The 20,709-nt window shown below is 66.7% G+C and carries 17 protein-coding genes; 9 read left to right on the top strand and 8 right to left on the bottom strand.

The window, feature by feature from the left end; genetic code table 11:
* Position 1: 1 nt before the first annotated feature.
* Genes BM436_RS19810 through BM436_RS19800 form a run of 3 tightly spaced genes read right to left on the bottom strand, consistent with a single transcriptional unit; the run spans position 2 to position 4,298 of the window.
* Entirely contained in the window at positions 2–1,372 is a 1,371-nt protein-coding gene (locus BM436_RS19810; RefSeq protein ID WP_093557262.1) for an NAD-dependent succinate-semialdehyde dehydrogenase, read from the bottom strand.
* An 8-nt stretch (positions 1,373–1,380) separates the two neighbouring features.
* Complete coding sequence (locus BM436_RS19805) at positions 1,381–2,127, bottom strand: hypothetical protein (protein WP_143133239.1); 747 nt, start codon at positions 2,125–2,127, stop codon at positions 1,381–1,383.
* A 23-nt stretch (positions 2,128–2,150) separates the two neighbouring features.
* Positions 2,151–4,298, bottom strand: a complete 2,148-nt coding sequence (locus BM436_RS19800) for a TonB-dependent siderophore receptor (protein ID WP_177307358.1) — start codon at positions 4,296–4,298, stop codon at positions 2,151–2,153.
* Between the two features lie 265 nt (positions 4,299–4,563).
* Between BM436_RS19800 and BM436_RS19795 the strand changes: the two genes are divergently transcribed.
* From BM436_RS19795 to BM436_RS36310, 5 genes are all read left to right on the top strand, one after another.
* Complete coding sequence (locus BM436_RS19795) at positions 4,564–6,324, top strand: ABC transporter permease (protein ID WP_093557259.1); 1,761 nt, start codon at positions 4,564–4,566, stop codon at positions 6,322–6,324.
* A 28-nt stretch (positions 6,325–6,352) separates the two neighbouring features.
* A complete protein-coding gene (locus BM436_RS19790) occupies positions 6,353–7,411 on the top strand; it encodes an ABC transporter ATP-binding protein (protein WP_093557258.1) in 1,059 nt (352 codons plus the stop codon).
* 151 nt (positions 7,412–7,562) lie between these two features.
* Positions 7,563–8,666: a PEP-CTERM sorting domain-containing protein gene (locus BM436_RS19785; RefSeq protein ID WP_093557257.1), complete on the top strand. Its 1,104-nt coding sequence runs from the start codon at positions 7,563–7,565 to the stop codon at positions 8,664–8,666.
* Between the two features lie 17 nt (positions 8,667–8,683).
* Complete coding sequence (locus BM436_RS19780) at positions 8,684–8,935, top strand: AbrB/MazE/SpoVT family DNA-binding domain-containing protein (protein ID WP_093557256.1); 252 nt, start codon at positions 8,684–8,686, stop codon at positions 8,933–8,935.
* On the top strand, positions 8,929–9,150 hold the full coding sequence (locus tag BM436_RS36310) for a hypothetical protein (protein WP_143133238.1): 222 nt from the start codon (positions 8,929–8,931) through the stop codon (positions 9,148–9,150). Before BM436_RS19780 ends, BM436_RS36310 begins: the two co-directional genes overlap by 7 nt.
* Here the strand turns inward: BM436_RS36310 and BM436_RS19775 are convergent.
* On the bottom strand, positions 9,137–9,403 hold the full coding sequence (locus BM436_RS19775) for a hypothetical protein (protein WP_093557255.1): 267 nt from the start codon (positions 9,401–9,403) through the stop codon (positions 9,137–9,139). The two genes, BM436_RS36310 and BM436_RS19775, sit on opposite strands and share 14 nt — an antisense overlap.
* Before the next feature lie 388 nt (positions 9,404–9,791).
* Between BM436_RS19775 and BM436_RS19770 the strand changes: the two genes are divergently transcribed.
* Positions 9,792–10,307, top strand: coding sequence for a hypothetical protein (locus BM436_RS19770; RefSeq protein ID WP_143133237.1), 516 nt, complete (start codon positions 9,792–9,794; stop codon positions 10,305–10,307).
* 176 nt (positions 10,308–10,483) lie between these two features.
* On the opposite strand, the gene BM436_RS19765 is transcribed toward BM436_RS19770, so the two are convergent.
* The 3 genes from BM436_RS19765 to BM436_RS19755 are packed head-to-tail and all read right to left on the bottom strand — an operon-like array spanning position 10,484 to position 15,651.
* A complete protein-coding gene (locus BM436_RS19765; protein ID WP_093557253.1) occupies positions 10,484–13,036 on the bottom strand; it encodes a sulfite reductase flavoprotein subunit alpha in 2,553 nt (850 codons plus the stop codon).
* 10 nt (positions 13,037–13,046) lie between these two features.
* Complete coding sequence (locus tag BM436_RS19760; RefSeq protein WP_093557252.1) at positions 13,047–14,684, bottom strand: tannase/feruloyl esterase family alpha/beta hydrolase; 1,638 nt, start codon at positions 14,682–14,684, stop codon at positions 13,047–13,049.
* 13 nt (positions 14,685–14,697) lie between these two features.
* Positions 14,698–15,651 (bottom strand): threonine/serine dehydratase, encoded by a 954-nt coding sequence (locus tag BM436_RS19755; RefSeq protein WP_093557251.1) that lies wholly within the window; start codon positions 15,649–15,651, stop codon positions 14,698–14,700.
* Between the two features lie 228 nt (positions 15,652–15,879).
* Here BM436_RS19755 and BM436_RS19750 point away from each other — a divergent pair, with 228 nt between their 5' ends.
* The 3 genes from BM436_RS19750 to BM436_RS19740 are packed head-to-tail and all read left to right on the top strand — an operon-like array spanning position 15,880 to position 19,603.
* Positions 15,880–17,007 carry a YncE family protein gene (locus tag BM436_RS19750; protein ID WP_177307356.1) on the top strand — a complete coding sequence of 376 codons (1,128 nt, stop codon included), beginning with the start codon at positions 15,880–15,882 and terminating at the stop codon, positions 17,005–17,007.
* Between the two features lie 22 nt (positions 17,008–17,029).
* Entirely contained in the window at positions 17,030–18,817 is a 1,788-nt protein-coding gene (locus BM436_RS19745; RefSeq protein ID WP_093557249.1) for an amidohydrolase, read from the top strand.
* A 9-nt stretch (positions 18,818–18,826) separates the two neighbouring features.
* On the top strand, positions 18,827–19,603 hold the full coding sequence (locus BM436_RS19740; protein WP_093557248.1) for a GDSL-type esterase/lipase family protein: 777 nt from the start codon (positions 18,827–18,829) through the stop codon (positions 19,601–19,603).
* 37 nt (positions 19,604–19,640) lie between these two features.
* Here the strand turns inward: BM436_RS19740 and BM436_RS19735 are convergent, their stop codons facing one another.
* Positions 19,641–20,627 (bottom strand): GntR family transcriptional regulator, encoded by a 987-nt coding sequence (locus BM436_RS19735; RefSeq protein ID WP_093557247.1) that lies wholly within the window; start codon positions 20,625–20,627, stop codon positions 19,641–19,643.
* Positions 20,628–20,709: the final 82 nt, after the last annotated feature.

The raw sequence follows: 20,709 nt of genomic DNA, 5'->3' as shown, positions 1-20,709 counted from the left end.
CCTAGCGGCGCGGGCCGGTCCAGACGGTTTTGATGTTGACGAATTCGCGGATGCCGTAGACCCCCAGCTCGCGTCCATAGCCGGACTGCTTGACGCCGCCGAATGGCAGGCGGGCGTCCGAGGCCACCTGGCCGTTGATGAACACGGCGCCGGCCTCGATGCGGCGCGCCAGTTTGGCCGCCAGTTCCAGGTCGCGCGTCCACAGCGTGGCGCCCAGGCCGAATTCGGTGGCGTTGGCCAGGCGGATGGCGGCTTCGGTGTCGGCCACGCGCATCACGGCGGCCAGCGGGCCGAAGGTCTCCTCGGTGCCGGCGGCCATCTGGTCGGTCACGTGGTCCAGGATGGTGGGGGCGTAGAAGTAGCCCGGGCCGTCGATCTTGCGCCCGCCCAGCACCAGCGTGGCGCCGGCCTCCAGCGTGCGTTCGACCTGGCTGTGCAGCGTGGCGCGCAGGCTGGCGCGGGCCATGGGGCCGATCTGCGTGTCGCGCTCCATCGGGTCGCCCACCTTGAGGCCGGACGCCAGCGCGCTGAAGGCGGCCACGAAGCGGTCCGCCACCTCGTCCACCACGATGAAGCGCTTGGACGAGATGCAGCTCTGGCCCGTGTTGCCGAAGCGGGCGTGGACGGCGGTTTGCGCTGCGGCCTCGATGTCGGCGTCGGCCAGCACGATGAAGGGGTCCGAACCGCCCAGTTCCAGCACCTGTTTCTTCATCTGCGCGCCCGCCTGGGCCGCCACCAGCTTGCCCACTTCGGTGGAACCGGTGAGCGTGACGGCGGCGATGCGCGCGTCCTCGATCAGGCCCTGCACGCCGTAGGAGGGCACCAGCAGCGTGGTGCACAGGCCTTCCGGGGCGCCGGCGGCGCGGAACAGTTCCTCCAGGGCCAGCGCGCACTGAGGGACGTTGCTGGCGTGCTTGAGCACCGCCGCGTTGCCGGCCGCCAGCGCGGGCGCGGCGAAGCGGATGAACTGCCAGAAGGGGTAGTTCCACGGCATCACCGCCAGCACCAGTCCCAGCGGATCGAACACCACCGCGCTGTGGGTGGCGGTGCTGGCCACCGTCTCGTCGGCCAGGTAGTGCTCCGCCTGGGCCGCGTAGAAGTCGCAGGTCCACGCGCATTTTTCGATTTCCGCCTCGGCCTCGACGATGGGCTTGCCCATCTCCAGCGTGATGAGGGCGGCGTAGCGCCGCTGTTCCTTGCGTAGCTGCGCGGCGACCGCCGTCAGCAGCCTGGCGCGGCCGGCGACGGGCACCTGCCTCCAGTCACGCTGCGCGTGCACGGCCTGCGCCAGTTTCTGATTGACCTGGAACGGGGTGTCGTCGTCGAAGCGCTGGATCGCGCTGCCGTTCGCGGGGTTGATTGATTCGTACATTGCATTCCTCAGTAAATAGCTTTTATTCCCAGCAGCAGGGCGAAGCCCACACGTTCGCCGGTGGCGGCGCCGAAGCCGCGTCCCGCGGCGGTCTTCAGCGCCAGGACCTCGTTCAGGCGCCACTCGGCGCCGGCCAGCATCAGCGTCTGGCCGGTGACGCCGGGCGTGTGGTTGCGCTCCAGTTCCAGCGTGCAGTCGGCGCGCGGCAGGCAGGCGCGGGCCAGTTTCACCCGCAGGTTCCACTGGTCGTCCTCGTTCTCGATGAAGGAGGGGCCGCCGTAGAGTTCGACGGCAACCGCGCCGACGGTGAACTTCGCCTCCAGCGGCAGGGCCAGCACGCGGTTGGGCGAGGCCAGGCCGCGCCGCACGGACGCGTTGTTCAGCCGCCGTTCCAGCTGCGGCCAGAGCACGACGGTGGCGTCCCGGCCGTCGTCCGCCAGCAGCCATTTGAAGCCCAGCACACCGCTGGCGGGGCCGGACTGCCTGGCGCCCCCGCGCGGCCGCGACACCGTCCAGGCGGTGCTGGCGGTCAGTTCCAGGCGGGGGCCCACGCGGTGGAACACTTCCGCCGCCGGCGCCTCGACGGCGTGGCCGTCGCCGCTGCGGGCGTAGGTCGTGTCCAGGTTGATTTCCCAGAGCGGTTCCGGGACCGCGGGCTCCGCCGCCATCGCCCGGGTGGATGCGGAGGCCAGCCCGAGCGCCACCGCGAGCGCCAGGGCGCCGGCGCCGCCGATGTTCAAAACACGTGCTTTCATGTTCGGCGGCGTGCCCGTCTCGATCAGAAGTCCATCTTGGCCGAGAACTTCACGGTGCGCGGCATGCCGGAGGCCAGCAGCGCGCCTCCGGTGGCGGACCAGTAGTTCTTGTTCCCCAGGTTTTCCACGTTGACCTGGACGCTGGCCGGATAGCCGCCCAGCTTCGTGGCGTAGCGCAGGCCGGCGGTGAAGATGGTGTAGCCCGGGATGAAGGCCTGGTTCTCGTTGTTGACCGCGCGCTTGCCGGTGTAGTACGCGCCGGCGTTCACGCTGAAGCCCGCCAGGTAGGCCGGTTTGTATTCGAGGAACACGCTGCCGGTGGCCTTCGCGGTGTTCTCCGGGATCTTGCCGATCAGTTGCGGGTTGACCGCGTTGCGCTGCTCGGCGTCCAGGAACATGCCGGAAACATAGGCCTGCACCTCGGGCGTGATGGCGCCGTTCAGCGAGAACTCCAGGCCGGAGTAGTGCGCGCGGCCATCCAGCACGAAGCGGTTGGCGGCGTTGGTGTAGGCCGAGGCGCGGTCGATCTGGAAGTAGGCGGCCGACGCGGTGATGCCGGCCCAGCCCTCGGTGCGCACGCCCAGTTCCTTGGTCTTGCTGACGGCGGGCGGCAGCGCCTCGAAGGCGTTGACGGTGGCGGCCGGCGCGATGCCGGTTTCCTCCACGCCTTCCAGGTAGGTGGCGTAGATCGATGTGTCGGGACGCACCTTCCACACCACGCCGGCCGACGGCGAGGTCTTCTTCACCTGGTAGACGGCGTTCACGGTCTTGTTGGTGTAATCGCTGTTGCGCGCGCCCACCAGCAGCGACCAGGTTGGCGTGAGGCGCATCTTGTCGAAGAAGTAGATGCCCTGGTCCTTCACCGCCTGCGGGTTGAAGGTGACGGTGTCCGGCAGCACGGGCGGCGTCAGTTCGCGCGGGTTGTACATGTTCTGGCGCAGGAAGGCGGTGGTCACGCTGGGTGCGTTCTGGTCGCGCTTGTTCTGCATCACGCCGACGGTCAGCTCGTGGTCGACCAGCAGGTCCACGCGGCCGGTCAGTTCCAGGCGCGCGTTCTCGTTCACGTAGACCTGGCCGCGCACGAATTGCACGCGCAGATTGCCTTCGCCGGTGGCGATATTGTAGTTCTGCATCTGGCCGAAGCTGCGGCGCATGCGCTGCGTCTCGGCGCGGCCCAGTTCGAAGGTGGCGGCCCAGGAATCGTTGATGGTGTAGTCCGTGCGCAGCAGGAAGTTCTGCGCCTTGGCGTCGTAATGCGCCCACGGGCCGGAGATCAGCTTGCGCTGGTCCTGGATCGGGGGCAGGGCGATCGTGTTGTTCACGGCCGGCAGCAGGCCGATGCCGCCGTTCTCGATCGCGTCCTTGCGGATATCCTCGGCGTCGAAGCGGAAGGTCAGGTCCTCGTTCACGCGCCAATCCAGGGCCACCGCGCCGAACGTGCGGTCGGCCTTGGCGCCCTTGGTGGCGTTGCGCAGTTGGCCGCCGGCGGCGTTGACGCGGATGCCGAACTGGCCGTCCGCGCCGAACTTGCGGCCGATGTCGACCGCGCCCACCAGCTGGCCGTATTCATTGCCATTCACTGCCACGCTGGTCACCGGCGCGGTGGTGGCGCGCTTGGTCACCAGGTTGACGATGCCGGCCGGGGAGGAGAAGCCGTAGTACAAGGCCGACGAACCCTTGAGCGCCTCCACCCGTTCCTTGTTCTCCATCGGCAGGTCGATCAGGTTGATCACCGGCAGGGAGCCGTTCAGGCGGTAGTTGGTGCGCGCCTCGACCGAGATGCCGCGGATCGCCAGCGAATCGTTCATGGTGCCGCTGGTCTGCGAACGGGCCACGCCGGCCGAGTTTTTCAGCGCGTCGAAGATGCCCTGCGCGTCCTGCGCCTCCAGCACGGCGCGCGGGATGATGTTGACGGTGAACGGGGCGTCGAGCAGCAACTGGTCGCGGAAGGCGCCCACCTGCACGTACTTGGACTTGAAGCCTTTTTCCTTCTCGGCGTTGACGGTGACGATCTGCAGAACCGGCTTGTCGCCGGTCGCGCCTTCCGCCGGCTGTGCCGCCTCGGCGGGAGCGGCGGCGGCCGCGGGCTCGTCGGCGTACGCGCCCGCCATGCCGGCCAGGGCCAGACCGATACTGAGCGACAGCGTGGTTTTCTTCAGTTGCTTGTTCATGTTGCAAATCCCCTGTGAATGAATGTTGTGAAGCCTTTTAAATTCGCTCTTTCTCCTGCAATGAAGTGAAGAATAGTTATGTTTTTTTGCTTTGTCAAATACAATATTATTGTTTTTAGGACGCGTGTTGCGTTTCGCCATCTGCCCCCGGTATTGTGCATATTGCCCAGTGTGAGTGGGGCTGTGGCGCCAGTTTGGATTGATTTTGATCTTGCACTTTTAAATCAAAGAGTACAAAATGGCCGACATGTCATAAGGAAAAACCATGTACTCGTCTTCTCTACGCCATTTGAACTGGCCGCGCGGCGCGGTCGTTACGCTGACCGCCGTGGCGGTCTTCCTGCCGCTGTTCCTGATCTTCTATCAGAGCTTCCTGTCCGCGCCCTTCTTCATGCCGATGAAGACCATGGGCTTCGACTCCTACCGCTTCATCTTCGACGACCCCGATTTCTCGCAGGCCTTCCGCAACGGCCTGATACTGGCGGCCGGGCTGACGCTGATCGCCGTGCCGCTGGGCGGCGCGCTGGCCTTCGTCATGATCCGCACAGACCTGCCGGGCCGGAGCTGGATCGCGCCCATGCTGCTGGTGCCAATCTTCGTCTCGCCCATGGTGCTGGGCTTCGGCTACGTGGTGGCGATGGGGCCGGTGGGCTTCTACTCAACCTGGGCCAACCAGCTGCTCGGCTTCGTGCCGTGGAATATCTACTCGTTCACCAGCATCGTCATCATCGCCGGCCTCACGCACGTGCCGCACGTGTATCTGTACGCCTCGTCCGCGCTGAAAAGCCTGGGTTCCGACGTGGAGGAGGCGGCCCGCGTGACGGGCGCCTCGCCGCTGCGGGTGATGGTGGACGTGTCCCTGCCGATGATCATGCCCGCGCTGGCCTACGCCGGCGTGCTGGTGTTCTTCCTCGGCTTCGAGGTGTTCGGGCTGGTGTTGGTGCTGGGCGACCCCGAGGGCCACATGGTGCCCGCCACCTACCTGTACAAGCTGACCAACAAGCTGGGCACCCCGTCCTACCACCTGATGGCGGCGGTGGCCGTGTGCCTGGTGCTGATCACCATGCCGCTGGTGATGTTGCAGCGCAAGCTGCTCAAATCGGCCAACAAATACGTGTCCATCAAGGGCAAGGGCGCGCGCCAGAACCCGCTGCCCCTGGGCCGCTGGAAGTGGCTGGCGTTCGCCATGCTGGCCGGCTGGCTGGTCTTCACCATCGTGCTGCCGCTGTCGGGCATCGTGCTGCGCTCCTTCGTGCAGTACTGGGGCGAGGGCGTGCGGCTGGCCGACGTGCTCACCTTGCAGCACTTCCGCGACATCCTGGACCAGCCCTCGGTGGTGCGCGGCATCGTCAACACGGTGCTGATCGGCGTGGTGGGCGGCGCGCTGGCGGTGGTGTGCTACAGCGGCGTGGCGCTGGCCATGCACCGCAAGCCGGACGGCATCACCCGCCTGCTCGACTACAGCGTGCTGGTGCCGCGCGCCATTCCCGGCCTGCTGGCGGGCCTGGCCTTCCTGTGGGTGTTCCTGTTCGTGCCGTCCTGGCTGGACGGCATGCTGAAGGCCACCGACAACGGCGCCGCGGCCTGGCTCAGCGCCAACGTGATCCCGGTGCTGCGCGAAGTGCGCTCCACCATCTTCGCCCTGTGGCTGGCCTACTCGGTGGTGTGGCTGGCCTACGGCATGCGCCTGATCTCCACCGCGCTGCTGCAGGTGGGGCCTGAGCTGGAGGAGGCGGCGCGCGCGGTTGGCGCCAGCCGCGGCCAGGTGACGCGCGACGTCACGCTGCCCCTGATCAAATTCGGCCTGCTGGGCGCCTGGCTGATGGTGTTCCTGATCTTCGAACGCGAATACTCCACCGGCGTCTACCTGCTGTCGCCGGGCACCGAGGTGATAGGCGCGCTGCTGGTGTCGCTGTGGGCCGGCGGCGCCACCGAGCTGGTGGCCGCGCTGTCCTTCATCAACATCACGCTGGTGGCCGTGGGCCTGGGCCTGGCCCTGCGCTTTGGCGTCAAGCTGCACAACTGAGTAAAAAATTATGAAACGAGACCTGACAATGAACGAGCTATCCGTCAACGAACTGCACCTGGACTACGGCAGCGGCGCGCACACCAACCCGATTCTGAAGGGCGTGTCCATGCACCTGCAAAAAGGCGAGGTGGTGGCCCTGCTGGGACCCTCCGGCAGCGGCAAGACCACCTTGCTAAGGGCCGTGGCCGGGCTGGAAAGCCCGAAGGCCGGCACCATCGACATCGGCAAGCGCCGCGTGTACGACGGCGCCGCCGGCCTGGAGCTGCCGGCCGAGCAGCGCAACCTCGGGCTGGTGTTCCAGTCCTACGCGCTGTGGCCGCACAAGAGCGTGTTCGACAACGTGGCGTATGGCCTCAAGCTGCGCAAGCTGGGCGCCGCGGAGATCGAAGAGAAGGTCAACGAGGTGCTGTCGCAACTGGGTCTGGGACACCTGGGCGCGCGCTACCCGCACCAACTGTCCGGCGGCCAGCAGCAGCGCGTGGCGATCGCCCGCGCGCTGGTGTACAACCCGCCCGTGATCCTGCTGGACGAGCCGCTGTCCAACCTGGACGCCAAGCTGCGCGAAGAGGCGCGCGCCTTCCTGCGCGAACTGATCGTGCGGCTGGGCCTGTCGGCGCTGATGGTGACGCACGACCAGTCCGAGGCGATGGCGATCTCGGACCGCATTCTGCTGCTCAACAACGGCAAGATCGAGCAGCAAGGCACGCCGCAAAGCATGTACGAGACGCCGGAGTCGCTGTTCACGGCGGAGTTCATGGGTAGTAACGACCGTCTGCCGGCCAGGATCATCGGCCGCGATGGCGACCAGGTGCAGTTGACGATCGACGGCGTGATGATGCGGGGCACCGCGCGCGGGGAGGGCGCGGGGGACACGGCGCTGATACGCGTCGAGGAGATCAAGGTCAGCGCGTCGCGCATGGACAATTCGATCGAGCTGCCGCTGCTGACCTGCATGTACCTGGGGGACCGCTGGGAGTGCCTGTTCAAGCGCGGGGAGACCAGCTTGCGGGCGTACGCGAAGCACCGGCTGGACGCGGGCAGCTATTGGCTGCATATGCCGGCGGAGAAGTTGTGGGTGTTCTGAGCTGAAGGGGACAGGGTGTTCGCTACGCCTATCCCCGCAGTCTCGATCGCCATCGACCTGGCCGACCCGCGCATGATACGAATAGGCAATTTTGTAAAGATTGCAATTCCCGTTAGCATGATATTCCCGCCACCCACGCCAAGGAATAATCATGCCACGACTACTGTTTGTGAAGCTGCCCCTGCTGTTGTCCTGCCTGCTGGGCGCGTTGGCGCAGGCCGCGCCGGCCTACCGGGTCACCTTCATCGGCCCGCCGCCGGACGACCGCTTGCAGGACACCTATCCGGCGGCGATCGGACCGACCGGCGCGGTGGCCGGGCAGTCCGGCCGGATCACCTTCGTGCAGACCAACCAGGGCCTGCACATCATGGGGACGCTGCCAGGCGGCTTCGCCGCCACGCCCCATGCGATCAACAGCGGCGGCGTCATCGTCGGCGGATCGGACACCAACCATTACTGGCACGCCTTTAAATACGAGAAAGGCGTGATGACCGACCTCCACAATCCTGCCTTTCGGGACGCGCCCAGCATCGCCGAGGATATCAACGACCACGGCATGATCGTCGGCTCGCTCGACTACCGGCCCGCGATTTACCAGGACGGCGCGATGCGCCACATCCCCGGGCTGGAGCACGACCGCGGCGCGGCCTATGCCGTCAACAACGCAGGCACCGTGGTGGGCGATGGCGACGTCCCGTTCATCTACGAGAACGGCGAACTGACCCTGCTGCGCAATATCGGCGGAGGCACGCTGAACGGCATCAATGACAACGGCCTGATCATGGGCACCATGGGCAGTGACTGGGAAGGCTACCGCGCCAAGCTGTACGACGACGGCGTCCTCACCGACATCGGCGTCGGCGTGGCCGGCAACACGTACTCGCGCGCCCTCAACAACCATGGCGCCGCGCTGTTCGACGCGCGCGGGCCCACGTGGTCCGATTCCACCGCCTATCTGTACATGGGCGGCGTGGCCACCGAGCTCAACACGCTGGTGGACCCGGCGCTGGGCCTGGATTTGCGCTACGGCGAGGACATCAACGATCGCGGCCAGATCGTCGCCACGGGTTGCGGCGGCGGCTATTGCCGGTCGGTGCTGCTCGATCCGATCAGCGCCGTGCCGGAGCCGAGAGCGGGGCTGATGCTGCTGGCTGGGCTGGGTGTGATTGCGCACGTCGGCAGGAGGCGGCGCTTGAGCGCGGGCGGCCAGGCAAACAACGTATTGGATGGGAAAACCCGGGGATCTGGAATGTAGATTCCTTTGGAGGCAATATGGAATTGCGCATTCAGAAATGGGGCGACAGCGCGGCAGTGCGTCTGCCGATCGAGCTGCTCGGTTTCCTCGGGGTCGCGCTCGGCGATAGCTTGCTTGTCGATCTGCGGGCTGACGGCGTGATCTTGAAACCGAAGCGCCGGGCATTTTCGTTGGATGACTTGGTGGCACTGTGCGACACGGCGGCTTCCGAGCCTGCGGATATGGCCGATTGGGGCAACTCCAAGCAGGTAGGACGCGAGGCATGTTGAAGACGCGCTCGCGCGTCTCCGCGCGATTATCGATTCAGGGAATTGACTTTCTTCTGGAACGCATCGAGCAACTCGCCGTAACGGCGGCAATATTCCGCTTCGTTGGCCGGAATGATAGTGGACTGATCTTTGTAGATGTAGGGCAGGTCGCGCACTTCATGCACAGTGACGCAGCCCCGCATTCAGGGCATTTTTTCATTTTCACAGCTCCTTGAGCGAAACGATCAACCCTTCCGCAATCAACTGTATGGATCGATGATAAATCTGAATCGTCGTGGCAATCATTTCTGGATCGCCGATGACCGCTTCGCGGCATGCGCTCAACAGCAGCGGGGTGATCGTCGGCTCGTTCGACTGTTGTCCCGCTTTTATCAGGACAGCGCGATACACTACATCTCTGGGCTGGAGCACCATTATCGGCGGCACGCTGAACGGCATCAATGACGACAGCCTGATCATGGGCACCATGGGCTGCGACTTGGAAGGCTACCGCCAAGCTGCATGACGGCGTCCTCATCGACATCGGCATCGGTGTGGCGGGCAACACCTTCGGCGGACCCTCAACAATCATGGCGCTGCGCTGTTCGACGCGCGTGGCCTCATGCGGTATGAATCCACTGCTGTCTGTACGTGGACGACGTGGCCACCGAGCTCAACATACTGGTGGTATGTTGCCGCCGGCCTCTGTAATGAAAATAGAGGGGGTTGTTTGATCAAAACGGCATCGGCTCCCTTTGCGGCGAGCTCCGTCAGTGCCATAGTAAAGGTGGCATCTTGGGTCCTCTGAAGGGGCAATGGAGTCGTCAAGGAAGGTTCCCGAAAGAATCCCGGTCGAATAACCTCATTGGAGGACAAAATGGCCATATTAAACGGCGACAATAATTCCCCACCTGACAAACTGCGTGAACTCCTTCTGCTCAATTTGGAGCGAATTGACGCCGCAGTAGACGGTGAGTATGCAGAGAACGACCGTCGGCTCAACTGGTTCCTGCTGTTTCAGGCTTTCCTGTTTCAGGGGTACGCTACAGCGCTCCAGGCGATCATAGGTGGCGGCGATAAGGACGAGGGGCAGTTAGCTCATGCGATGTTACTGATGGTTGTCATCCTAGCCGTCGGCCTGATCACCAGCTGCATGACTCATGTTTCCACGCAGGCGGGCATTCTTGCGACGGAGATGTTGAAGCAACTGCGCGAAGATAAATTTAGGCGAGACGCCGAGGCGCTGAATATTTTGACGGATGGTTGGTTTTCCAAGTCTGATCCGCAGCGCTTGCATGACAAAGGTCTCTTGCCGACCAGATGGGGGCCTCGGCTCATTTTCATCGCTTGGATTGTTGTGGCACTTCACTACACCTGGATTTTCTGCTGTTAGTCAGGCGGTTGACGATCAGCAGCAGCACTCAACTGAATATTATCTACGTCCGCAACCGAGTACGACCATCGGGACCGAAAGCATCTCCACTGAAGCAGCATCCCCTCCGCGCTCCTTGCCTCAATGAGGCAAGGAGCGCTGAACGTGGGAGGCGGCATCTCCGTCGCCTGCCGGTGTTAATACACATCCCTGCGATACCGCCCCGAGTCGGTAAGCCGCGCCAGCTCCGCCTCGCCCAGCATCGCCAGCAGCGCCTCATGCACCCCCGCCGCCATCGGCACCCCGCCGCACACCAGCACCGAGGCGCCGTCGTCGACTATCCAGCGCCGCAGGTCCGCCGCGTGGCGCGCCACCAGGTCCTGCACGTACAGCTTCTCCGCGCCGTCGCGCGAGAACGCCAGGTCCAGCCGCGCCAGGGTGCCGTCCTTGCGCCAGGCCACCAGCTCCTCGTCGTACAGGCGGTCCGACCGCGCGCTGCGCTCGCCGAACAGCAGCCACGCCATGCCCAGCCCCAGTTCGCGGCGATGCAGCAGGTGGGCGCGCAGGCCGGCCAGCCCCGTGCCGGCGCCGATCAGGATCATCGGCGCCACCACGTCCGGCGCGTGGAAGTTCATATTGCTGCGTATCCGCAGCGGGATCTCGCCGCCTACCGCTGCGTGGTGCGTCAGCCATCCGGAACCAAGGCCCAGCGCGCCGTCCGGCAGCACCGTCTTGCGGACCAGCAGTTCGATCCGTCCGGTGGACGGCAGCGAGGCGATGGAGTAGCTGCGGTCCGGCAGCGGCTCCAGCGTGGCCGCCAGTTCGCGTTCGGAATAGTCGCGCGCCTCGCCCCGCCGCGGCAGCACGCTGCGCGCCAAGAGCGTGCGCAGGGAGTCGCCGTTGGCGTCGGTGCCGCGCCGGCCGTCCAGCGCGCGCTCGCGCAGGATGGCGTCCACCGCCGCCTCGCTGTTGCGGGGCGAGATTTCGGCGATGTCGCCGGCCTGCCATTCGGGGAAGGGCAGGGACACGGGTTCCAGCGCCACGTGCCACGCCTCGCCGCCCGGGCTGCCGGGGTTGAGCAGGCGGCGTTCGGCCAGGCGCCAGCTCAGGTACGGTTCCTTCCACGCGCCGGGAGCGGTCACGCCGCCCAGCTTCACCAGCTGCTTGCGCCAGGATTCCAGCGCTGGCGCCTGTTCGCGGTCCGCCATGATGGGCGGGAACAGCGGACGCGCGCCGCTTTCGTCCAGCCAGCATCCCAGCGCGCCGCCGAAGCCGCAGAAGTCGGGATAGCTGCGGTCGCCCAGGGCCAGCAGGCCGTAGCGCAGCCGCGGCAGCTCGGCGGGGCGGGACATGGTCTGGCGCGCGAAGCCGCGCGCGGGGTCGGGCGGCTCGCCGGCGCCGTAGGTGCTGGCGACGATCAGCAGCAGGCGCGCGTCGCGCAAGTCCTCCAGCGTCAGGGAGCCGAGCGGCGTCACGCGCACCGCCTGGCCGCCCTGCATCAGCGTGGCGGCCGAGCGCAGGGCGATCTGCTCGGCGGTGCCGGTCTGGCTGGCGTAGGCCATGACGATGGCCGTGCCGTCCGCCGCCACATCCGACGCGAGCAATTCATCCGCCGCGGCCCGCAGGGTGCGGGCCTTCCGGCGGCGGTCGAGATACAGCAGCGTGCCGGTCACCGCGAACAGCGGCAGCGCGGCCGATGCCAGCATGAAGACGATGGTGCCCGGCGTGCCCCACCAGGAGCCGTTGTGCAGGGCCAGTTTGCCGGTGATCATGCGCTGGCCGAGCGCCTGCTCGTCGAAGCGGGTGTGCTTGACGACGGCGCCGCTGGCCGTGTCCACCAGCAGCAGGTTGAGGGCCACCTCGTGGGGCGAGTCGTGTTCCAGGTAGCGCATGCGCACCGGCTTGCCGGGCTTGGGCACGGTGATCAACACGCTGGCCAGGCGGTTGCCGGCGGTGCGTTGCAGCGTGTCCCAGGCCAGGTCCAGCCGCGCTGGTTCCGCCTTTGCCGCCGGACCGGGCTTCGCCTTGGGCGCGGGCGCTTCAACGGGAGGCGCCTGCCCGGTCAGCAGCACCGTCGCGCCTTGCAGGTACCAGCTGTAGGCCCAGGTCAGTCCCGTGAGGGGCGCGACCAGGTAGACCACGAAGAACCACGTCCCGGCCACCGCGTGCAGCGACCAGTACAGGCTGCGCCCGCGCCGGTTCAGCTCCGGCTTGAGCCATACTTTCCAGTCCAGCGCGCGGCGCGGCCAGCGCAGGTACAGGCCGGAGAGCACGAAGAACACCATCGCGAATGCCGCCGCCGCCGTGATGTGCTTGCCGGCCTCGCTGCTTCCGCCGTCGAGCAGCAGGAAGCGGTGCAGCCGCTGCACATCGTCGAAGAACACCTCGCCGTTGGCCTTGCCAAGCATGCGGCCGGTGTAGGGATCGAGGTAGCTCTTGTCCGGCGCGGCCTGTTTGCCGTCGATCGACGCGGGCCGGAACGTCAGGCGCGGCGCGGCGCCCGGCTCGGTTTTCATGATGAGCAGGGTGGGCGTGGCGCCCGGCGCCTGGGCGGCGAAGCGGGCCAGCAGCGCGTCCGGCGTCAGCGCGGCCTCGGCGCGCGCGGGCACGCGCATGATGCCGGCGCTGAGCGCCTCCATGATGGGGTCCTCGAAGGACATCATCGCGCCGGTGACGCCGACCACGGGCAGCACCATGCCCAGCGTGATGCCCAGCAGCCAATGGGTCTGGTGTATCAACCATTTGAACATGTGCGCCCCGTCAGTTCGGATTCACGCAGCTGAAGCTGGCCGCGGATTCGCTCGGGCCGCCCGTGTAGCGCGCCACCTGGGGATACACGCAAAGCGGCCGCTGGAAGATGATCTTGCGGTCGGCCTTGGCGCCGGGCTCGAAGCGCGTGGCGATCAGCGCCTGCGGGGCGACGCCCCGTTCCACCCAGTCCTGCAGGGCGATGGCCATGTCGTGCTTCGCGTCGTTCACCGGCGGCATGGAGTCGCGCGTGGCGCTGTTGAAGTGCGTGGCGCCGGGGCCGCCGGCGCAGTGCGCCATGCCGGGCACCATGTAGAGCCGCAGGAAGTCCTGCGTGTCCTCGCGGCGCGCCTGCTCGCTCGTCTTGGGGGAGGTGGCTTCCACCGCGTTGTAGTAGTTGATCGCCTCGCCGGCCGCGCCCACCGGGTCCTGCCAGCCCATGAACATGAGCAGCTTGCCCTTGCGCGCGCGGAAGCGGCGCAGGTCCGGATTGTTGGCGTCGAAGGTGGCGCCGATGCGGGCGAGGACCGCGTCGACGTCCGAGCCCCAGTTGAAGGCGCGCCAGTCCCAGTTGGCGTCGTTGTAGACCCAGTGGCGGAAGAAGTCCAGGCGCAGCGGCTCGCCGGGCTTCTTGTGATTGGCCCAGTAGTTGCTCCAGCCGGGATGGGCGTCATCTTCGCCCACGGTGATGCCCTCGCTGCCGACCGGGTAGCCGGGGTAGATCCGCTTGCCGTTGCGGGCGTCGACGGGACCGGCGTACAGCTTGCGCACGACCTCCACCTGTTCGCCCGTCAGGCAGCCGGCTTCGTCGCCCGCCTTGCACAGCAGCGCGGCGGGATCGAAGCGGCAGGCCTGTGGATCATTGATGACGCCGTCCTTCACGCCGTCCAGCGCGTCGCAGGCCTGCACGGCGGCGGCGGTGATCATCGGTAGTTTGGTCTGCGGCAGGATGGGCGTGACCTCGCCGGGACGGTGGTTGACATGGTAGTTCCACAGGAAGGCCAGCGTGAGGGCGGTGCGGTTGTTGCCGGGCGCGCCGGCGATGATGCCGTCGAAGTCCTCCGGGTAGCGCTGGGCCTCCATCAGGCCCTGGTAGCCGCCGGTGGAGCAGCCGCTGAAATAGGAATACGCCGGGGCGGCCGCGTAGTAGGCCTTGGTCACCGCCTTGGCCACGTTCACCGTGGTGTGCACGGCGCGGTGCGAAAAGTCGAAGATGGATTCGGGCTTGCCGATGGCGAAGGTCAGTTCGCTGCCCTTGTGGCCGGTGTCGGTGGCCACCGCCACGTCGCCCGCGCGCAGGCGGTTGATCATTTGCAGGTAGCCGATGTTGGAGGAATAGGCGCCGTTGCCTATCATGTGCAGGCGGCGCGTCCAGCCCTTCAGCGGCAGCCAGATGTCGAATTCGATCTGCGAGCCGGGCACGGGCCGCGCCACGCCGCGCACACGGCAGAAGCCGGGCAGGCCGCGGAAGACGCGTCCGGCGCGGCCGGTGGCGTTGTCTTCCTCGAAGACGCCATCGGCGATGGCGCGGGCCTGGATGATTTCCACGCCGTCCAGCTTCAGCGTGGACAGGGACGCGCATTGGTCGGCCAGCGCGGAGCCGGCGAGCAGGAGGCCGGCGAGCGGCAGCAGTTTCAGTTTGGTCGTCATGTTCCCAGTCTCCTTATTGCACGGCCGCCAGGAAGTCGGGCAGGGCCACGTTGCGGCCGCACAGAACCACGCCTATTTTCCTGCCTTGCCACAGCGGCGCCACCTTCAGCATCCCGGCCAGCGCCACGCCGGCCGCGCCTTCCACCATCCAGCGCTCGGTGTGGGCCAGCAGCCGCATGGCCTGGCGGATCTCCTCCTCGGTCAGCAGCAGGCAGTCGTCGATCAGCTGGCGGCACAGGTGGAAGGTGAAGGAGCCCGGTTCGACGCCGCCGGCGGTGCCGTCCGACAGCGTGGGATGCTCGGTCACCTCGACGATGGAGCCGGCCAGCAGGCTGGCGTACATACTGGGCGCGTGCGTGGGCCAGCAGCCCGCGATGCGGGTGGCGGGCGAGCGCTCCTGGTAGGCGCTGGCGATGCCCGAGACCAGGCCGCCGCCGCCCACCGACACGCACACCATGTCCAGGTCCGGGCATTGCTCCAGCATTTCCATGCCGACCGTGCCCTGGCCGGCGATCACGTCCAGGTCATTGTAGGGGGAGATGTAGGGCAGGCCAAGCTCCTCCGCGGCGTGGCGGGCGGCCGTCTCAGCGGCCAGCGCGCCGCCCTCGACCAGCACCAGTTCCGCGCCCAGCGCGCGGATCGCGTCCAGCTTGGACGGCGCGGCATTGGACGGCGCGTACACGCCCACCCGCACGCCGGCATTGCGTCCCGCCAGCGCCACGGCCTGGCCGTGGTTGCCGGTGGAGGAGGTGATCACGCCGCGCTTGGCCTGCTGGCCCATGCGCCGCAGCTTGTTGCTGGCGCCGCGGAACTTGAACGAACCGGTGTGCTGCACATGCTCGCACTTGAGGTAGATCTCGCATCCGGTCAGCTCGGATAGGGCGGTGCTGCGTTCCATCGGCGTCACGCGCACCTGGGGACGGATGGCGCGGTGGGCTTCCGCGATGCTGTCGAACATGGTTGTCATTTGGATTCCTGTTTTGTCGAGGTGGAGCCGGGCGCGCTTTTGGTTGTCACTTCAAAAGTTTTCCCGTATATTGTACTTAATAATACTTAAATACATGTTAGGCCCATGGGTGGTTCAAGTCAAGAAATCCTTCTGCGGCAGGGGATTATCGACGGTTTTGAGCAGCGCCCGCAGGGCGCGACCTTGGTTTTTTTCTGGATTTTTATGCAATTCATAATGGAGGAGTACATGTTTCACTTGCCAAAAAAAATCGCCGCGATGACGGCAATGGCTGTGGCCGGTCTGCTGGCCGGCGTCCCCGCCGCGGCGGCGGACGGTTACCAGCTGGAGTCGGCCACCGTGCTGCCCAGCACCAACACCGATTGGGACTATCTCGCCTTCGACGCCGCGCGCTCCCACCTCTACATCGCGCGGCGCGGCGACGGCCTCACCGTGTTCGACGTGCGCGCCAACAAGGTGGTGGCCAACGTGCCGGGCACGCGCGGCGCCAACGGCATCCTGCTGCTGCCCCAGTTCGACCGCGCCTACGTGGTCAACACGGACGGCACCATGACCACGCTGGCCATGTCCACGCTCACGCTCCTCAAATGGGAGCAGCTCGACCAGGGCGGCTTGAACGGCATCATCTACGAGCCCACCACGCAGCGCATCCACGCCATCACGGCGCTGCGCCCGAAGACCTCCAGCTACATCACGCTGGACGCGCGGACGGGCAAGCTGATAGGCCGCACCGATTTCGACAGCACCAAGATGGACACGCCGGCCACCGACGAGGAGGGCGCGATCTTCGCGCCCATGCGCGACAGGAACGCGCTGATGAAGCTGTCCGCCAAGGACCTGTCGATCCAGCAGACTTGGCCCTTGGCGCCGTGCGAGCAGCCGGTGGCGGTGGAATATGAGAAGAACAGCAAGCGCATCTTCATCGGCTGCCGCGGCAGCAAGCCGGTGTTCATCGCGGTCGATCCCAAGACCGGCAAGGTGGTCGCCTCGCTGCCCATCGGCCGCGGCGTGGACGGCATGGCCTTCGATCCGGACAAGCGCCTCATCGTCACCTCCAACGGCACCGACGCCAACCTGGTCGCCATCAGGCAGCTTGGCCCGGACCGGTACGAACTGGCGGAAACCGTCGCCACCCGCCCGATGGCGCGCGTGCTCGCGATGGACCCGGCCACCAAGAAGCTCTACACGGTGACGGCCGGCCACACCTTCCCGGCCGCGCCGGAGGGCAAGGCGCCGCCGCCGCCGACCTACCATCCGGATTCGTTCACGGTGCTGAGCTACGCGCCGACGCGTGAAAAAACCGAACAGGAACTGCGCGAGGAAACGCGCCAGGCGGCTCAAAAACATGCACACTAAGCTTATCGCGGGAGATTTCACCATGCTCGACAAGACCCAACCCATGCTTCGCAAGGCCGGCCTGGCGCTGCTGCCGCTGCTGCTGGCGGCCGCCCTGGGCCACGCCGGCCCGGCCCTGGCCGGCGACAAGCGCGCCGACCTGATCCTGTACAACGCCAAGGTGTGGACGGTGGACGACAAGCACCCCAGCGCCGAGGCGGTGGCGGTGCGCGGGGACCGCATCGTCAAGGTCGGCGACAACAAGAAGGTGCTGGAGCTGAAGGGCCCGGACACGCGCGTCATGGACATGGAGGGCAAGCTGGTGCTGCCCGGCTTCAACGACGCGCACACGCACTTCGGCAACGCCACCGAATGGTTCTTCCAGGTGCCGCTGACGGACGTGAACGATATCAAGCTGATGGCCGAGCGGGTGCGCACCGTGGCCGCGCGCGTGCCGAAGGGCATCTGGATCACCGGCGGCGACTGGGGCACCAGCGCCGCCAACGCGGCCGACAAGAACCGCAAGGCCGGCTTCGAGCCGCTGCTGCCGGACTTGAAGGCGATAGACGCGGTGTCCCCGGACCATCCGCTCATCATCCGCCGCTACGACCACGTGTACTTCGCCAATTCCAAGGCGCTGGAGCTGGCGCGCCTGTCGGCCCGTTCGCCCAACCCCGCCGGCGGCTCCTACGGCCGGGACCCGGCCACCGGTGAGCTCAACGGCCTGCTGTACGGGACGGCCGGCGAAATCCTCGAGCGCCAGCTGCCGCCCATGTCCATCAAGCAGAAGATGATAGGCGCGCGCGCCGTGCAGCGGGACCTGAACCGCGTGGGCATCACCTCCATCACCGACATGGCGCGCATCGACGACATCTCGAACGAGCAGATGTACCGCTTCCACGTCGAGCGCAGCGCCACCGACGACCGCATCTTCCGCGCGCTGCGCAAGAGCGGCGAACTGAGTGTGCGCGTGTTCGCCATGCTGCCGATGGAAACGCGGCGGGAGCTGGTCCAGCACAACATCAAGCCCTACAGCGGCGATGAATGGCTGCGCTACGGCGCGCTCAAGATCTACGGCGACAGCGGCGTGATGTTCAAGCCCTTCGCGGGCAACGGCCTGCCGGGCGAGTGGTCCTACCGCTTCCCGGGCGAGGCCACGGTGGCGCGGGAGATCGTCGAGGCGGACAAGGCGGGCTTCGACGTGGGCATGCACATCATCGGCGACAAGGCGGTGCACTCGCTGATCAACTGGTACGGCGACGCGATCGCGCGGAACCCGGCGCGCGAACGCCGCCTGCGCATGATCCACCTGTGGCACACCACCGAGGAGGACATCCGCCGCGCCGGCAAGATGCGCCTGGTGGCCGACGTGCAGCCCTTCCACCTGGAGCGCGAGGTGGCGCAGATAGGCGGCACGCTGGACGAGGAACGCGCGCGCACCAGCCATCCCTGGAAGAGCATGCTGGACGCGGGCGTGGTGGTGACCCTGGGTTCCGACCTGCCGGGCTCCTTCAACCGCCTGCACGTGTCGCCGTACAATCCGATGGAAAACATCTTCTCGGCGGTCACCCGCACCGACAAGAAGGGTTATCCGGAGGGGGGCTGGCACCCGGAGCAGCGGCTGAGCATACAGGAGGCCATCAAGGCCTACACCCTGAGCCCGGCCTACGCCGCCCGCGAGGACAAGATCAAGGGTAGCATCAGCAAGGGCAAGCTGGCCGACATGGTGGTGCTGTCCAAGGACATCCTGACCGTTCCGCCGCAGGAGTACCTGACGACCGGGGTGGTGCACACCATCCTGGGCGGCAAGGTGCTGGACCTGAAACCGTAGGGAGGGCGTATGCGCGTGAAGAAACTGATCACCCACCGCGCGGCGCAGGTGGCGGCGGTGGCGGCGCTGATGGCGGTCGCCGCCATGGTGCTGCCCGGCGCCGCCATCGCGCGGGATTGCGCGGCCGGCGCCACCGGTTCTCCCGCCGCGCGCGCCGCCACGCCGCAGGAGCGCGTCAAGGATCCGGCCAAGTGGAAGCCGGTGCACGAGGCCATCATCGAGCGGATGCGCCTCATGCCGGACGCGGACCTGGTCTTCGTCGGCGACAGCATCACCGCGCACTTTTCGGACGAGGGCCGCTTCGAGCGCCTGCCCGGCCTGGCCGGGCGCAAGGCGCTCAACCTCGGCGTGCCGGGCGACCAGACGGAAAACGTGCTGTGGCGGCTGGACCGGCTGGACCTGGCGTCGCTCCAGCCGCGCGAGGCGGTGCTGTTGATCGGCACCAACAACCTGCGCGGCGACGACACGGCCTGCGACATCCTGGCCGGCATCGCCGCCATCGTGGACCGCATGCGCGCGGCGTGGCCGAAGGCGCGCATCGTGGTGCTGGGCATATTGCCGCGCGGGGAGGGCATGCGGTTCGCGGCGGAGCGGCGCCGGGACGTGAACGACGGCTTGCGCGAGCTGGCCGCCGGGCGCGGTTTCGTCTTCGTCGACACCACCGAGGCCTTCCTGTGCGGCGGCGGCAACGCCTGCGGCTACTTCCAGGACGACCTGTTGCACCTGCAGCCGGCCGGCTACGAACGCTATTGGCGGCTGCTGCGGCCCGTACTGGGCGGGAATTGAATGTATTTATTGATGCTAAAATACAATGGACGCCACCTCAAATCATGCTTGCCTTGGGCGTGGCGATCCGCAGGTGGTGGCGCATCAGGGCGGCGGCCAGTTCGCGGTCGTCCAGCTCGATGGCGTTGATGATCTCCAGGTGCTCGGTGCAGGAGCCCTGCACCCGCAGCATGCGGTAGAAGGCCGCCGTCTCGTCCAGGCGGCGCAGGTTGTTCTGCTGCTGCATGGCCTGCAGGATGTAGCGGTTGCCGGAAAAGCGCGCCACCATTTCGTGGAAGGCCGCGTTGAGGGCGAAGAACTCGCCGGAGGTGGGCGGGTTGTCCAGGTTCTCCAGCAGGCGCTGGTGGGCCTCCTTCACGCGCGCCAGCAGCACCGGGTCCACCTTGTAGGTCGGCTCCAGGAAGGAGCCGCACTCGATGATCATGCGGAAGCGGTAGCTCTCGCCCATGGCGCGCGGCGTGCCCAGCGAGGGCATGAACTGCCAGCCATGGCCGGTGCGCTTGACGATCAGGCCCTCGGACGCCATGCGCATCAGCGTCTTCGTCATCAGGCTGCGCGGCGCGGGGTAGCGCGACAGCAGTTCCTTCTCCGTGATCGATTCCGGCAGCGCCTCGCGGATGCGGTCCACCACGATCGCCTTGTACAGCTCATCGACCGTCACCGAGCCGGTGCTCAGGTCGTCCAGGTTGACCTGGGCGCCGCCCTCGTTGACGAAGTAGCCCGCGTTGGCGCGGTACTCGATCATGTTCCGTTCGGCCAGCAGCTTGAGCGCGGCGCGCACCGGCGTGCGCGACACGCCGTAGCGGGCGCCGAACGATTCCTCCGTCAGGTGGGCGCCGACCGGCAGGCTGCCGTCGCGGATTTCCTTGCCGATGCGCTCGGCCAGTTCCAGCTGCAGCGGGCTGGGGCCGGCGGCCTTGGGGGACGCCGCCTTCGGTTCGGCCGCGGCCGGCTCGGGGTTCGGCTCCGGGCTGGGCTCGGGGTTCGCCAGTTTATGGGCGTCGGGTTTGGGCGCTTTAGTCATGTCGGTACTGCCTTCTACATTGTTCCTCTGACCTGCATTATGCCCAATTTTCGTACGCAAGGAAAATAGAAAACATTCCTAT

Source organism: Pseudoduganella namucuonensis, assembly GCF_900116645.1.
GTDB lineage: Bacteria > Pseudomonadota > Gammaproteobacteria > Burkholderiales > Burkholderiaceae_D > Rugamonas > Rugamonas namucuonensis.
The sequence above is the reverse complement of the archived record's forward strand: the minus strand, read 5'-3'. Positions and strand labels throughout refer to the sequence as shown.